This is a genomic window from Rothia mucilaginosa (assembly GCF_049990865.1).
Classification (GTDB): domain Bacteria; phylum Actinomycetota; class Actinomycetes; order Actinomycetales; family Micrococcaceae; genus Rothia; species Rothia mucilaginosa_I.
On sequence record NZ_CP188231.1, the window covers coordinates 517,653 to 532,961 of the forward strand.

General features: G+C 60.6%; 10 protein-coding genes. 4 read left to right on the forward strand and 6 right to left on the reverse strand.

What is annotated here, in order from left to right; translation table 11 throughout:
- Positions 1-568: 568 nt before the first annotated feature.
- Positions 569-3,028 (forward strand): S-layer homology domain-containing protein, encoded by a 2,460-nt coding sequence (locus ACP3RB_RS02170; protein WP_426699307.1) that lies wholly within the window; start codon positions 569-571, stop codon positions 3,026-3,028.
- A gap of 103 nt (positions 3,029-3,131) precedes the next feature.
- On the opposite strand, the gene ACP3RB_RS02175 is transcribed toward ACP3RB_RS02170, so the two are convergent.
- From ACP3RB_RS02175 to ACP3RB_RS02190, 4 genes are all read right to left on the reverse strand, one after another.
- A complete protein-coding gene (locus ACP3RB_RS02175) occupies positions 3,132-3,896 on the reverse strand; it encodes a PspA/IM30 family protein (protein ID WP_049342210.1) in 765 nt (254 codons plus the stop codon).
- Between the two features lie 281 nt (positions 3,897-4,177).
- On the reverse strand, positions 4,178-6,244 hold the full coding sequence (locus tag ACP3RB_RS02180) for a TPM domain-containing protein (protein WP_311446717.1): 2,067 nt from the start codon (positions 6,242-6,244) through the stop codon (positions 4,178-4,180).
- Between the two features lie 269 nt (positions 6,245-6,513).
- Positions 6,514-8,964, reverse strand: coding sequence for a non-ribosomal peptide synthetase subunit (locus ACP3RB_RS02185; protein ID WP_311446716.1), 2,451 nt, complete (start codon positions 8,962-8,964; stop codon positions 6,514-6,516).
- 347 nt (positions 8,965-9,311) lie between these two features.
- The gene (locus ACP3RB_RS02190) at positions 9,312-9,479 is read right to left on the reverse strand and encodes a hypothetical protein (protein WP_311446715.1); all 168 of its coding nucleotides are present in this window, start codon (positions 9,477-9,479) and stop codon (positions 9,312-9,314) included.
- Positions 9,480-9,858: 379 nt separating this feature from the next.
- Between ACP3RB_RS02190 and ACP3RB_RS02195 the strand changes: the two genes are divergently transcribed.
- A complete protein-coding gene (locus ACP3RB_RS02195; protein WP_311446714.1) occupies positions 9,859-11,172 on the forward strand; it encodes a S1C family serine protease in 1,314 nt (437 codons plus the stop codon).
- Between the two features lie 171 nt (positions 11,173-11,343).
- Here the strand turns inward: ACP3RB_RS02195 and ACP3RB_RS02200 are convergent, their stop codons facing one another.
- Both ACP3RB_RS02200 and ACP3RB_RS02205 read right to left on the reverse strand, forming a co-directional pair.
- Positions 11,344-11,991: a uracil-DNA glycosylase family protein gene (locus ACP3RB_RS02200; protein WP_314673334.1), complete on the reverse strand. Its 648-nt coding sequence runs from the start codon at positions 11,989-11,991 to the stop codon at positions 11,344-11,346.
- Between the two features lies 1 nt (position 11,992).
- Entirely contained in the window at positions 11,993-12,460 is a 468-nt protein-coding gene (locus ACP3RB_RS02205) for a tRNA (cytidine(34)-2'-O)-methyltransferase (RefSeq protein WP_005508556.1), read from the reverse strand.
- A 170-nt stretch (positions 12,461-12,630) separates the two neighbouring features.
- On the opposite strand from ACP3RB_RS02205, the gene ACP3RB_RS02210 reads away from it, so the two are divergent.
- Entirely contained in the window at positions 12,631-13,878 is a 1,248-nt protein-coding gene (locus tag ACP3RB_RS02210; protein ID WP_314929232.1) for a cysteine desulfurase family protein, read from the forward strand.
- A 205-nt stretch (positions 13,879-14,083) separates the two neighbouring features.
- Complete coding sequence (gene mnmA / locus ACP3RB_RS02215) at positions 14,084-15,307, forward strand: tRNA 2-thiouridine(34) synthase MnmA (protein WP_424827062.1); 1,224 nt, start codon at positions 14,084-14,086, stop codon at positions 15,305-15,307.
- Positions 15,308-15,309: the final 2 nt, after the last annotated feature.

Here is a 15,309-nt window from a genome sequence, read left to right on the forward strand (position 1 = left end):
CGAAAGGTGCCTATATTCCGGGCTTGGAAATCACCCGTTTTGCCCCGGAATTCCGCGGTTTTTGGCAAAAATTGGGCTTCGAGTGCAACAATTCACCCCGAAAGTGATTGTAATCACATACCAAACATTCAAGTTAATTGTAGAGTTTTTTGAAACCCTTTCAAAAAACGCTCAAAAACCCCGGAAAATCAAGGAAAAACAGTACATTCAACCTCTGCTTGAAGGTGACTAAAGTTCAACTAGAAGTTGAGAAAAAGCTCTTGTTAAGATTGAATCTTGTTCGATACTCAAAAATAGCCCCAAAAAACCGCTGGAAAAGGCTTTTTGACCTGGTAGCTTTGAGTACGTGGTCACCGCGGTCCGCCGCGTAGCTCTCCGAAATGAATACTGCAGCCCTCCATCACATGAGGACGTCCCCGCAACACACACGGGACGGTTACTGGACTTGCTCCATGCGGCATCACATTCGCAGGCCGACCGCCTATAGGCTTCTCACCTATAGACCACCTATCACTCAACCACTCTCGGGCGTTCGCGCCCCACGAAACACCAACAACGAGGACAACCCATGGCACTTCGCCCCCGCACTGTTAAGGCTGGCTCTCTCGCAGTCATCGCTGTACCCTCCGTGCTCGGTAGCACCCTGGTAGCACCCGCTTCGGCTTTCGCACCCGTCGTTCAGGACATCCCCGGCGCAGCTACCCAGGCCCCCAAGTCCCTGTTCACCTCCACTGTGCAGCCCACCCTCTCGCAGGTTGCTGTGCAGATCCGCCAGCAGGCAGAACAGTCAAAGCAGACTCAGCAGGCTCCCGCAACGACCGCGGTTCAGCCCATCCAGAAGACCTACACTGCCCAGGCAACTCAGCAGACAACCCCCTCGGCTACCTTCCAGTCCGCACAGGCGGCTCAGCCTTCCGCTCAGCCCACACTGGCACAGGTTGCACAGACCCCCGCAGCTACCCAGAGCGCTGCAACCCCTGCCGCGCAGCCCGCGCAGATCGCACAGGCTACTCAGGCGGCATCCGGTGTGGCAGCAACCCGCACCAACCAGACTTTCCTGTCCTACACCTCCCCGGCTGGTACCACCTCGCAGTACCACGTCTACGCTGAGGGCGTGGACTTCTCCAAGCCCGTTGGCGTGGTCTTCTACTTCGACGGCGACTACTGGCGCAACGACCAGTCCAAGGTCTACGACCCCTCCGGTGAGCTGGCTCAGATGGCTGCCTCCGCAGCGGCACAGAACATGCTGTTCGTGCCCGTCATCTCTCCGGACGCCAACCGTTACGATGCTGGCGTGACCTGGTGGGAAGACATGGAGCGTAACGGCGAGTTCTTCCGCTCCTTCGCGTCTTCCTTCATCGCGGCTAACGGCGTGGACTCCTCCAACGTGTGGACCATGGGCTACTCCGGTGGCGCTGAGTTCATCACCTACGAGCTGAACACCAAGCCCCAGACCTGGCGCAACGGCGGCGGCTCCATCATGGTCGCTGGCGGTGGCCTGGACGAGGGCACCCCCTCGGCTGCGCTGAAGTCCCAGCCCATGTTCTGGTACGCAAACTCGAACGACGGCACCGGTGAGACCTACCCGCAGACCTGGAGCGCACGAGGCGCCGTTGAGGGCGGCTACAACGCCTACCGCAACGCTGGCTACACCAACGCTTCCGCGACCGTTCTGAACGGCTCGGGCCACTTCGACTACAACTTCTCCGAGATTCTGAGCAGCTCGCTCACCAAGGGTAAGGCAACCGCCGCTCCCAAGGCCGAGCAGAAGGCAGAGCAGAAGACCGAACAGAAGTCTGAGCAGAAGCAGAACAACGCTCCTCGCGCCCGCACCATGAGCTCCGCAACCTACCAGAGCTACACCTCCCCGGCGGGCACCACCTCCCAGTACCACGTATACGCGAACAACCTGGACTACTCCAAGCCTGTTGGCGTTGTCTTCTACTTCGACGGCGACTACTGGCAGCGTAACGAGTCCAAGGTCTACACCCCCGACGAGGGTATGCTCGCGGCAATGGGCAAGATCGCTAACGCCCGCAACATGGTCTTTGTGCCGATCATCTCCCCGGACACCAACGCATCCGGCGACGGCATCACCTGGTGGGAAGACATGAACACCAACGGTGAGTTCTTCCGCTCCTTCGCGAAGTCCTTCATCAGCCAGAACAACCTGGACGCTTCCCAGGTGTGGACCATGGGCTACTCCGGTGGCGCTGAGTTCATCACCTACGAGCTGACTGACCACAACACCGCTTGGCGTAACGGTGGTGGCTCCATCATGGTCGCGGGCGGCGATTCGGACGGCTCCGTGGACGCTGACGCAACCACTAAGGGCTTGCCTATGTACTGGTGGGTCGGCGCGAATGACACCTCCGGTAACACCAACCCCGTCACCTGGAGCGCACGAGGCGCAGTTGAGTCCGGCTACAACGCATACCTGGGCGCAGGCTTCTCCGACGCCCGCGTGAAGCTGATTGACGGCTTCAGCCACCACGACTACGACCTGCCGCACATCCTGGCGTCCTCCCTGGACTTCGCCGGTAAGACCCCCGCGCTGGGCTACCGCGACCTGTCCGACTCGGACCCGAACTACAACGAGATTAGCTGGAACTCTGATAAGCGCATCATGCTCGGCTTCGCGGACGGTACTTTCCGCCCGAACGCTTCGGTCAACCGCGCGCAGCTGGCAACCTACCTGTACCGCGTGGCTGGTCGCCCCGCAGTGAACGCACCGGCTGTTTCGCCGTTCAGCGACGTTCCGGTCAACCACCCCGCGTACAAGGAGATTTTCTGGCTGAGCCAGCAGGGCATCAGCGGTAGCGACTTCCGCCCCCTGGAGGCCGTCACCGAGTCCACCATGGCTGAGTTCATGTACCGTGCAGCTGGCTCCCCGGCACAGGCTCAGGGCGGCTACGCGTCCCAGGCTCTGGCGTGGGCTGCCTCCAACGGTATTGGTACCGGTTCCACCTCCAATGCTGCGGTCACCCGCTCCGCGATGGCAGGTTACCTGTACATCTACGCGAACTAAGGCTCGCATCCCCTAACGCATAAAGATCCGCCCCGTTCCTAAAGTTCAGGAACGGGGCGGATCTTTTGAGGTTTAGCTCAAGAAGCTAGGCACTAGACCGGGCTTAGAGGGTCTGGGTGGGAGCTTCCACAGCCAGGGGAGCCGGAGCAGCCGGAGCGTTCTTTGCCTTCAGAGCAGCCAGACGAGCGTCCAGCTCGGTCTCGCGCTCCATCTGGTCCAGGGTGTTGAACTGAGCGTCCAGGGAGGAAGCTGCCAGCTCCTGCTGACCGATGACGCGTGCCTCTTCGCGGCGAACCTTCTCTTCGAAGCGGCTCATCTCGCTGGTCGGGTCCAGAACGTCGAACGCCTTCAGAGCGTCGTTCACCTGGGTCTGAGCTGCTGCAGTCTTCTGACGCGCGGTCAGCTCATCACGCTTGTACTTGACCTCTTCAAGCTTGGAGCGCATCTTCTCCAGGCCGTCCTTGAGCTGGTTGACAACCTGAGTCTGGGAAGCCAGCTGAGGCTCAACAGCCTGTGCAGCCTTCTCAGCCAGCAGCTGCTTGTTCAGAGCGATCTTAGCGAGGTTGTCGAACTTGTCAGCGTTGGCAACGTCGCCAGCTGCGCGGAATTCATCAGCCTTGTTAGAAGCTGCCAGAGCCTTGGTGCCCCATTCCTGAGCGGCCTTGACGTCCTCTGCGTGGTCCTTCTCGAGCAGACGCAGGTTGCCGATGGTCTGTGCTACTGCAGCCTCCGCCTCGCGGATGTTGTTGGTGTAGTCACGAACCATCTGGTCCAGCATCTTCTCCGGGTCCTCAGCTGCATCAATCAGGGCGTTGATGTTTGCCTTAGTGAGCTGTGCAATACGGCCGAAGATGGTCTGCTTAGCCATAATCTCCTACTTTCTGTTCACGGGCTGCGGGGGAGCACTACGCTCCTCGTGAGCCGTGCCCGTATAACTAATTATGTGGCAGATTTCTGGGTGCATGCTGTGAAAATGATGCACGCCTGATTTCTGTTACTTAAACTTTTGGTAAATTGCCTCGGGTGTTTTCCGACTGGGGAAAAACCGGTGAGGTAAGCTACGTGCCCCGCCGGTCAGACTGTAGAAATACCTGCAGAAACCGACCGGCAGGATCGCCAGCACCGGCAGGACAGCCAGTGTGGAGGCGGTTAGAAGCTGCCGCCGTCACCGCCGCCGCTACCCCAATCGCCGCCTCCGCTGAAGCCGCCGCCCCAGCTGCCGCCGCTACTACCGCCACTGCTGTGGCCGCCGCTGCTACCCCAGCTACTGGTGCCGGAGTTCATCGCGGTCATCAGAGCGCCCAGCAGCAGACCCTTCGCCAGGTCACCGCCGAAGCTACCGCCGCCGCGGTCGTTCTGGTTGTTGTAGTAGTTGCCGACCTCGCTCTGAGCGCGGTTCTGCGCGTCGGTCGCCTTCTGGATAGCCATATTGGCTTCCTTCATGGCGTTCAGTGGATCCGAAGAAGCCAGGCGCTGAGCCTGACCCAGGTGACGCTCCGCCTCAGAAACAGCGGTCAGGGTCATCGGGCCCACCGCAGCGCGGCGGTTATTGATGTAGCTACGCGCACCGTTCACCGCGGCGTAGGCAGAACGCATCGTACGATCCAGGTTCTGCGAAGCCGCACGAGAACGCTCGCGGGTAGCACGCATATTCGTCATTGCCTTATCCAGCTCAGCGGAGAGCTGACGCAGCTGGTTCGCCAGAGTCAGCGGGTCATTCGGGCGAGCCGAAGCACTCTGGGTGACCTGGTTGAGCACCGCCTCCATACCGGCGGCGACCGCACCCAAATCATCGCGACGCTGAGAAGCCGCGAGGCTCTTCGCCTCAGCCACATCACGCTGAATGCTCAGCAGATCGGTGCTCAGACCCAGCTGAGCCTGCTCCAGCTCCTGCGAACGGGTATGCACAGCCGCACCCAGCGCCTGAATCTGCGAGGCAGCTTCCTCAGCGGTACGCAGGTGAGCGACCGCCTCCGAACGTGCCGTAGCAACGGTTGCCTGAGCCTTCTCAACCTCAGCGGCGCACAGCACCATGTTCGACTCCAACAGGGTAGGAGTCTTGGAAATGGGCTCCAGAGCGCTGGGCAGGTAACGTTCCTTCAACGCGCGGTACTGGGCGGCAATCTCTTCCACCGAGGCGCGCAGCTGCGGCAGACGCTGAGCCAGTGCCTCAATAGCTTGAGGTGCCTCCTGTTCCAGGTTGCGCAGCTGAGCCAGCTTAGCGTCCTGCTCCTGAGCAATACGGGTGACTTCCTGAGAGTTATCAATAATCTCAGTCAACCAGGCACGCTGCTCAGCCTCGGTATCCGGGATGCTATCGGTTAGAAGCTGCTGACGCTGGAAGGACTTACGCATCAAATCCTCAGCGCGCGCAATCTCCTGAGCGAACTCAGCCACCTGCTGGTCGCTGTACTGTGCACGCGCAAAATCCAGTTCCTGCTTCGCGTGGCTCATCGTCGTATCAGCCTGAAGCAGGGCGCTACCGGCGCGAGTGCGCAGCTCCTCCAGCGGAACCTCCGGGATGGGGGAGTAGTTACGAGGCGCACCGTAGGAACGCTGAGGCTGCTGCTGAGCGTTCTTCTTCTTACGGCGGCGGTACATCGCGTAACCACCAGCACCCACGGTCGCCGCCGCACCCACACCGAGCACGCCGGTCACCACGCCAGAAGAGCTACCGCCCTTCTGAGCCTCGATACCCTCAACCGCAGCCAGCGCCGCACCCGAATAGTCGCTGTTCTGCAGCTTCGGCTTAATGTAGTTCTGGTACACCTTCGTCTGCTGATCGCTCGACAGGGTCTTGGTGCTACCGGCCAAGAAATACGCCTGGCGAGACTCGGTAGCAATCACCAGCACCACATCGGCAGAACCCCAATTGTTCTTCGTGGCAAGCGCCTTCGTCCAGCTCGAAGAAGTAGACGGGTTCTCAAACTTATCGATGACCACCACGTGCAAATCCACGTTGTGCTTCTTCGACAGAGCCGAAATCTTAGACTTCAGGGTAGAGGTATCACCCAAAGAGTTCGTGGAATCGTACACGGTGGTGCCCGTAATCTGCATCGGGGCAGCAGCCTGCGCCGACGTGCTCAAAAATGCAGAACCAGCCGGTAGAACCGCCGGGGCACAAGAAAGACCTGCCGCCAGCACTGTGGCACCCAAGATAGTGCGCAGGCGAGGGCGTGCGGGACGAATCTGACGCGCAAAGGCGTGCTCGGTCATGGTCTTTCCTCCGTTGTCGTGAAGTATGAACGGACCTGCACTTCACGGCGTGCTTGAACATCGCACACCTTAGTGCTGGTCACATTATTAGTGTAGCGGTGGCTCAGCCACGCAAACACACAGATACGAGAATGTTGCGCCGCTGTTTGCCACCCGTTTACCGACTTCCCAGGCTTTATACAGGAAAGCCGGTATACAGGAAGGCCGGTATACGGGAAAGCCGGGCCCTAGCCTCATGCTAGACCCCGGCTCACCGGATATTCAGTCAATTAGCGCCGACGCGCAATCTCCAGATTGCTCATCAGATGCTCCACTACCTCCGCGGCATCAACATCGTGGATACTCTGTACCATGCCGTCCACCACCTGAACCCGTGAAGACGAGGCGTACATCCAGCCCAAGAACTGCACATGATTCAGCAACCTAGAACTGCGATCTGCCTGCTTACGCATCTGCACCCATAGGAAGGGCGTAGTCGGCACGCCGCGGCCCTTGTACACCTGGGAGCTAGAGTGGGCGTCCAGAAGCTCAGCGAGCGCCTCAATATTTTCGGTCAGCTCCTTCAAATCCTCATCAGCGGCAGAGGGGCCAACGAAATGGCGATCAACCAGGGACCAAGGCATGTAGCCGCTACAGCTACTTACCCACGCCAGCTTCAACCGCAGATTCTGCAGGCGAAGCACCTGCTGCAGAAGCCGCGAATGGGTGCGCAACACCGACAGCGGCATAGAAGACAACTTCTTCTCCTCCGAGAGCAGGCCCTCGGAGAGGCTCTCCCCAGAAAACGCCTTATACGGATCTGCGACGCCCGCCAGAAGCGCCGGTCCCTCGTAGTGAACGAACGCCAGAACCTCGGGCACGCTCGAGAGGGCACGGATGCGCTCGCCAATGGTCGGCAGATCCTCCCCATCGGGGGCGTACTGTTCGCGGCTGAACATCAATGTCTGGATGGGCAGCTCGGCAAGGTCGGGTGAGTGGTGAGCAAGCGCCCGCAAATCAGTCACAATCTCCGCCAGAACGCCGTCCTGCTCGACCTGCAGAAGCTCCTGGAGAAGCTCAATGACAGCGCGTGCCTGCAGGCTCAAAACAGCGGCGCAGAACTCCGCATCCTGAAGCTCAAGACGCACCTTCTCCAGGCGCTCTTCCAGCGTGGACTGCACGCCCTTGAGCTCAAACTCGCTCAGCTGCTCCGGGCGGAGCATACGGTGCGTACCATCCTCGCTGGAACGGTAGAAAAGCTCGCTAAACTCCAACGTAGACTGAACGCCCTTCAACGCCTGCTCTCGCAACTCGGGCAGAACGTCAAAGGCAACTTCCGTCATCTCATTCCAGACCTTGACCTCATCGAGATTCGAATCCTTGCGCGCCGTCTTCTTCCAGGTCTCAGCAAGCTGCATGGCGCGATCAAAATCGCTCAGCTCCACAAAAGCCGCCAGCTTCTGCGCGCTCTCACGCAGATAACGCACCGCGTAGAGGCGGTCGTTCAAAGAATCCGGGAGAGTATCCTCCAGCAGACGCCAACGGAAGGTACGCTCAAAGCACTGCTCCGTCAGGCTAATGACGGTGGCACTCAGGGAGAACGCATGATCACGGGCAAAAGCGAAAGAGCCCGGCGCCTCCGCCAAACGCGGCAACGATACATAGAACTCCAACGCCCCGCTCAGCTTCAGCCGAGATACCCGGATGGTTTCTTCCAGCTCGGCGGCAAGCACCGCGCGGTCAGCCTGGGCAGTCTCCTTGAAACTGTGTAGCGGTGAAACCTGCGCACGCTCCAGCGTCTGCAGGTTCATGACGGCACGCATGAGGTAGTTCTCTAGAATTTCGATCTGCTGCCAGCGCTGACGCTGATTCAGCGGAACATGATTCTCTTGCGTGCCCACCAGCAGATGCTGCGGCACACCGCTAATCGACGGCAACGCAAAAACTTCATCCTCAGATGTACTGACAGAAAGCACCATGGGGTAGCGGCTGCGCTGCGCGTTCTCGAGCGGGAAAATGAGCTTGTGGTTGGTACTCAAAGAGAAACGATCGGAGGGCTTGCTCTCAGGAGCCTGCTGGGGAGCCTGCTGCTGCGGGCGCTCTTCAGGCTGCGCTCGCTCCTCACCCTGTACCGAGGTGTTCTGGGGCATGCTCTGCTGCTCCTGGTTCTCTGCTGAAGGGCTTTCTGCTGAATGGTTCTGCGCCGAATGGTTCTGTGTTGAATGGTTCTGGGCTGTAGAAGAACTAGACTCGCCACCTACCTGCATCGGCTCCAGCGGGGAAGGCGCCGCCACCGGCTGAGGAGGCTGAGGCGAGGGCGTCTGAGTCTGCTGAGTCTCGACAGTCTGATTCGGCTGGGGGAGCGGCGGCTGAGCACTATGACCCGGCTGCGCCTGCTTCGGCTGGTAATGCATCGGGTAGCTCACCGCGCCCTGTATTGGCTGCGAAGGAACTTGCTGAGGCTGTGCCTGCTGAGTGGGTACTTGCTGTGAAGGCGCCTGCTGGGGCGGTACCTGCTGATTCATCGCCTGGTTCTGCTGCTGTTGCAACACCTGCCGCCTAATCTCACGCGCACGACGGCGTGAGGGGCTCAACGACGCAAAAAATGCTACCGCCGCGCAGATCAGAACAAATATAAGCAGCGCGTACAGGCGGGTTGCGCCGTCCAAAGAAGACGCCACCGCCGCAGGCATGACCGGCAGCGCGCCAACAAGAGCGAAAACAGCAGAAATAATCCTCATAACTTCACCATAACCCAGCTAATCTCCCGCCGCTCATAGCACCCTCGCCTTACCGCATACTAAAAGGGAAGTAGCCGGGGTACCGGGTGCTTTCCATTGGGGCTTTCCACCAGTGCCTCCCGTGCCCGCTCACGGTTAAAAGATGATGCGGCGCAAACCCTCATACAGGGGCTCACGCCGCATCAGTCATCACTCAACTCACTATCACACCCGGGCCGGTCCTCACACCGACCCTTCGGGACATACTGGGGATTCTCGCCCCTTCCGGTGCGGGGCTCTCATCTCCCGCCCCGGAAAACTATCAAACTCGAAAACTATCAAACTCGAAAACTATCAAACTCTATGCGCTACCTACCGCCAGTCAACGCCTGGGTAGTCAGCGGCTGCGCCAACTCGGCGGCTTTCTCCGCACGATGACGGCGGTACACCATTCCCGAGCAACACGCCACAATACCCGCACCGATACCGATGGAGCTTGCCAAGACCGCACAGAAGATTAGGGTTCCGATCATCATGGGTTTCTCCTTTGCCTTTGTCCTTTGCCTTTGTCGTCGGCTCTACGTGCCTTCAACATTACGGAGCGACCCTGTGCTCAAGCTGTGTATGCGGAGGCGTCATGCTGTGTAAACCGTGGAGAAAAACCGAGTGCTTTAAAAGAGAAGCCTGAGAGCGACGAAAAATAGCGGACAAAGCATAGGAAATAAAGCTAACTTTCGCGGAACGACAGGGCGCCCCACACCAGCCAATCTGCACTGAATGAAAAAATGGGAGAAATTCCCAGGGAACTCCCCGATAACCAACAGCAAAAAGATATAGAACACCATAAAACACCCTCTACAGTAGAAAGATAGCGTGCGCCCAGGGCGACGCACACGCGCGACTCTAGGAGAACTTATGACTCAGAACAACGGATGGTCTTACGGTGGCAACGACGGCGTCACGGATGCAACCCGCCCCCTGCAGAGTGTGAACGGACAGGCAAACTACCAGCAGGGTCAGAACGCATACCCGCAGGCATACGCTTCGCCCGGATACACCTACCCCCAGGCGGCTACCGCCCAGGCTACTTCGGCACAGCCTGCACCCCAGGCCACCGATAACAACAAGCGCTACGGCGCCGGTGTTGTGCTCACCGCAGCTCTGCTCGCAGCCCTCGTCGGCGGCGGCGTCGGTGCGGGCGTCGGAGGCGGCATCGCAGCATCGAACAACAGCTCCTCCAGCGCTTCCTCGCGTGGCTCCGTCAGCTCCAATATCAGCAACTCCTCCACCGTGGCAGGCGTAGCAGAAACCGCGAAGAAGGTCCTGCCCTCCACCGTGACCATCATGGCGTCAAACGGCTCCAGCACCGGCGGCGGTAGTGGCGTTATCCTCGATAAGGATGGCCACATCCTCACCAACAACCACGTGGTCACCCTTGCATCTTCGAACGCTGCATCCACCATTGAGGTGCGCCTGAGCGACGGCACCGTGCGCACCGCATCCGTAGTGGGCCTGGACTCTGCCGCTGACCTGGCGGTTCTGAAGATCAGCCCCTCCGGCCTGGACCTGCAGCCCATCACCTGGGGCGACTCCTCCAAGCTGGTCTCCGGCGAAGCCGTGGTTGCCCTCGGCGCACCGTATCGTCGTAGCGAATCGGTGACCGCCGGCGTAGTCTCGAACGTCAACCGCGTGCAGCCCGCTGACTCGAAGGGTCAGAACTACATCCCCATGATTCAGGTTGATGTGCCCATCAACCACGGTAACTCCGGTGGCCCGCTGGTGAACCTCAAGGGCGAACTGGTCGGCATTAACGCGCAGGGCCAGGCAAGTCAGGATGGCGGCACCGCCGACGGTATGGCGTTCTCCATTACCTCCAACTACGCCAAGCGCATCTCCTCCGAGATCATCGCCAAGGGTAAGGCAACCCACGGCTACCTGGGCGCGAGCGTAAAGAACAGCCCCGCGGACACCGGTTCGGGCTCCTCCAAGCTCATCCCCGGTGGCGTTGAAATTGCCTCGGTAGAATCTAACAGCCCCGCCGCGAAGGCAGGCCTGCGATCCGGCGACGTCGTGATTGAAGCCGACGGCCACGCCGTGACCAAGAGCGACGAGCTCAACGGTACCGTGCGTGCCGCAGCAGCAGGCTCTGATCTGAAGCTGAAGATTAAGCGCGGCTCTTCCACCCATGACATCACCGTGACCCTGGGCGACGCCGACAGCCAGAAGTAACCCCTTAATCCTGAAGTAGCAGTGCGGCACAGCTGAGAAGCATCCGCTCAGACGAGACTGCTCGGTCAGTCTAAACAACGCGCACAATAAAGATGCTCCCACCCCATACGCGGGGTGGGAGCATCTTGCATGAGCGAGGCAAAACTATAGCGATACTGCAGAACGGGCGGGCTAAGCGTCCTTGAGAACCTCTCCCACACGCTTCTGCAAAGCCGGGATGACCTCCTGCTCGAACCACGGGTTCTTTGCCCGCCACCTAAAATTCAGCGGTGAAGGATGCACCAGCGGCAGGAACTTCGGAAGATAAGACTCCCACGCACGAACCGTCTCCGTCAGATTCTTCTGCGCCTTCGGGGCATGCACACCATCCAGATAGTGCTTCTGCGAGTATGCGCCCACCAGCAGAATCAGCTGAACATTCGGCATGAGCTCCAGCAGCTGCGGATGCCACTTGGGTGCGAAATCCTTACGCGGCGGGTTATCGCCGTGCGCGCCCTTACCGGGATAGTAGAAATCCATCGGTAGCAGCGAAATCAGCTCGGGATTGTAGAACTGCTCATCCGTCACGCCCATCCACTCGCGCAGCTTCACGCCGCTCGGGTCATTCCACGGGATGCGGCTCTCCTGAGCGGCGCGTCCAGGCGCCTGACCAATCACCACAATACGGGCATGAGGGGACGCCGAATAGACCGGCTCCCAGCCCCGCTCCGTGAACTCCCTATTCTGCGGATCCAAACGAATCTGCTCGGCCAGGGGAGGGGTTGTCTCCAGAATCTGCTGAACCAGAGACCCTGACAGATTATGGTGTGCTGTAGCCATGCTAGATGGCGCCTCCCTCAAAACCGTTCTGACGCCACGCCTCAAAAATCGCAATGGATGCAGAGTTGGCAAGGTTCAGCGAACGGCGGCCCGGCTTCATCGGAATCTTCACACGCTCAGTTACGTGCGGGTCCTGCTGAACCTCAGCGGGCAGACCCACCGACTCCGGGCCAAACATGAACACGTCACCGGGACGGTACTCAATATCCGCGTATGAGGTCGATGCAGTCGTCGTAAACGCAAAAACACGCTCCGGAGCCAGAGCCTCCCACGCATCCTCAAGGGTCTCATGCACCGTCACCACCGCCAGGTCGTGATAATCCAGACCCGCGCGGCGCAGATGCGCATCATCAAAGTTAAAACCCAGCGGCTTCACCAGGTGCAGCTCAGCGCCAGTAATCGCCGCCAAACGGATAGCGTTGCCGGTATTGCCGGGAATCTCAGGGGTATAGAAAAGAATCTTGAACACGTTCCTAAGTGTACCGCGCAGCCTACAAACAGCCCTCGAACAGCCCCGCACGTCCCGGGGGAGTAGCGCTCGCCAACCCAGCCGCAGGTGAACACGCCTAGAAGAGCGCGGATAGAGCGCGATAAAATAAGCGAGGCGAAAAACCGCCCAACAACCCAGCAGGAGGAACCATGAGCGCAGAAACCAACCGTCAGAACGGCCGCGTCTACCTCGACCACGCCGCCACCACCGACGTACTGCCCGCCGCCATCGACGCCATGGTCGAACAGATGCGCAACGGCGGCAACCCCTCCTCCCTTCACGCCGTAGGACGCGACGCCCGCGCCACCGTCGAATACGCCCGCGAACGCATTGCTCGCGCAGTCGGTGCCGACCCCGCCGAGGTTATTTTCACCTCCGGCGGCACCGAAGCGGACAACCTCGCCGTCAAGGGCATCTACTGGAAGCGCCGCGAAGAAGATCCGCAGCGCACCCGAATTCTCGTCTCCTCCATTGAGCACCACGCCGTGGAAGAAACCTGCGAATGGCTCGAAAAGGCAGAAGGCGCGCAGCTCGAATGGATCCCCGTAGATGAGCACGGTAGCGTCAACCCGCAGACCGTCCGCGAACTCATCGAAAAGAACCCCGAAGACGTCGCGCTCGTGACCGTCATGTGGGCGAACAATGAGGTCGGTACCGTACAGCCCATCCCCGAGATCGCCGCTATCGCCGCAGAATACGGTATTCCCGTGCACTCGGACGCGGTGCAGGCATTCGGCGCGGTGCCCATCGACTTCCACGCCAGCGGGGTGGCGACCCTCGCAATCTCCGGCCACAAAATCGGTGGTCCCATGGGCATCGGTGCGCTCGTTGCAACCCGCGCCGTGCAGATGACCCCCGTCCTGCACGGAGGCGGCCAGGAACGCTCCGTACGCTCCGGCACCATCGACGCACCCGCCATCGCAGGTTTCGCAGAGGCTGCCGTGCACTCGGTACAGCACCTCGAAGAAGAAGCCGCCCGCATCGCCGCGCTACGCAACGAACTCGTCGCGGCAATTAGCGCGCTCATCCCGCAGGCGCACCTGAGCGGCGAAAACCCGCTCACCGAAGAATACCCCGGCCAGAAGCGACTGCCCGGTAACGCCCACTTCACCTTCGAAAACGCAGAAGGTGACACCCTGCTCTTCCTGCTGGACATGCAGGGCATCAGCAGCTCCACCGGCTCCGCCTGCAACGCCGGGGTGACCCGCCCCTCCCACGTGCTCATGGCAATGGGAATGGACGAAGACACCGCCCGCAGCGCCCAGCGCTTCACCCTCGGTCACTCCACCACCGGAGCCGATATTGCGCGCCTCATCGCGGCACTACCCGCCGCCTACGAACAGGCAGCAAAGGCGGGGCTGTCCTCGCAGCTGCCGGATGCCTCCCGCTGGCACTAGAACACTGGCACTAGAAAACCAGAAGAGAAGACACCCAACCGCCCTCAGCCTGCAATCTCAGCGTTCGCTGAGGGCTGGCTGAGGGGGCACTGCCCAATATCCCGCCGAGCCCCTGCGTACAATGGGTAGCTACAGTAACGGAAAGTCCGCCCACACCAACAAGGCGTACTTTTCTGGAAGGCTCAACACAACAGAAGGATAGGCAGTGAAAATTCTTGCAGCTATGAGTGGCGGCGTTGACTCCGCAGTCGCCGCAGCCCGCGCCGTAGAAGCAGGACACGAAGTAGTCGGCGTTCACCTCGCCCTATCCCGCATGCCCGGCACCCTGCGCACCGGCTCCCGCGGCTGTTGCACCCTCGAAGACTCCATGGACGCCCGCCGCGTCTGCTCCCAGCTGGGCATCCCCTTCTTCGTCTGGGACTTCTCAGAACGCTTCAAAGAAGACGTCGTCGACGACTTCATCTCCGAATACGAAGCCGGACGAACCCCCAACCCCTGCATGCGCTGCAACGAAAAGATCAAGTTCGCCGCGCTCCTCGAACGCGCCCTCGCGCTCGGCTTCGACGCCGTGGTGACCGGCCACTACGCCCGCGTCATCACCACCGAAGACGGCAACCGCGAACTGCACCGCGCCGCCGACTGGGCCAAGGACCAGTCCTACGTGCTCGGTGTGCTCACCCACGAACAGCTCAAGCACGCCTGGTTCCCCCTGGCGGACACCCCCTCCAAGGCACAGGTACGCGCGGAGGCGGCAGAGCGCGGCTTCTCCGTGGCGAAGAAGCCGGATTCCTACGACATCTGCTTCATCCCCGAAGGTGATACCCGCGCCTGGCTGGGTGACCACATCACAATGCGCCCCGGCCTCATCAAGGACACCCACGGTGAGGTGCTCGGCGAGCACCCCGGCGCGCAGGCATACACCGTAGGCCAGCGCAAGGGCCTGGCACTGGGCCGCCCCGCCGCCGACGGTAAGCCCCGCTTCGTGCTGGAGGTGCGCCCCAAGGAAAACGAAGTCATCGTCGGTTCCCGCGAGCTGCTTGCCGTGCACGAAATACGCGGTATCCGCGCCACCTGGGCGGGCGTACCCGTGGAACAGGCGGCACGCTTCCTGGAAGAGCCCGCACAGTTGGGCGCTCGCAGCGAAGAGTTCGAGGTGACCGCACAGGTGCGTGCGCACGCTGACCCGGTCCGCGCCAAGGCATACATGACCTGGGCACCCGACCCCGAAGCTGAAGAAGAAGGCGCGCTGCGCCTGGAAACCGTAGTGCGCCTGTTGGATCCGCTCTCCGGCGTGGCACCGGGACAGACCATGGTGCTCTACCAGGGCACCCGCGTGCTGGGTCAGTCCACCATCGCCCGCGCCTACTCGCTGGACCGCGAAGACATTCAGGAAACCCTGTCCGCTAGCGCCTCTACCGGCGCCGAATAATC

Coding starts and splice junctions, on each gene's coding strand:
- ACP3RB_RS02170 (WP_426699307.1), top strand. CDS start 569: ATGGCACTTCGCCCCCGCACTGTTAAGGCTGGCTCTCTCGCAGTCATC.
- ACP3RB_RS02175 (WP_049342210.1), bottom strand. CDS start 3,896: ATGGCTAAGCAGACCATCTTCGGCCGTATTGCACAGCTCACTAAGGCA.
- ACP3RB_RS02180 (WP_311446717.1), bottom strand. CDS start 6,244: ATGACCGAGCACGCCTTTGCGCGTCAGATTCGTCCCGCACGCCCTCGC.
- ACP3RB_RS02185 (WP_311446716.1), bottom strand. CDS start 8,964: ATGAGGATTATTTCTGCTGTTTTCGCTCTTGTTGGCGCGCTGCCGGTC.
- ACP3RB_RS02190 (WP_311446715.1), bottom strand. CDS start 9,479: ATGATGATCGGAACCCTAATCTTCTGTGCGGTCTTGGCAAGCTCCATC.
- ACP3RB_RS02195 (WP_311446714.1), top strand. CDS start 9,859: ATGACTCAGAACAACGGATGGTCTTACGGTGGCAACGACGGCGTCACG.
- ACP3RB_RS02200 (WP_314673334.1), bottom strand. CDS start 11,991: ATGGCTACAGCACACCATAATCTGTCAGGGTCTCTGGTTCAGCAGATT.
- ACP3RB_RS02210 (WP_314929232.1), top strand. CDS start 12,631: ATGAGCGCAGAAACCAACCGTCAGAACGGCCGCGTCTACCTCGACCAC.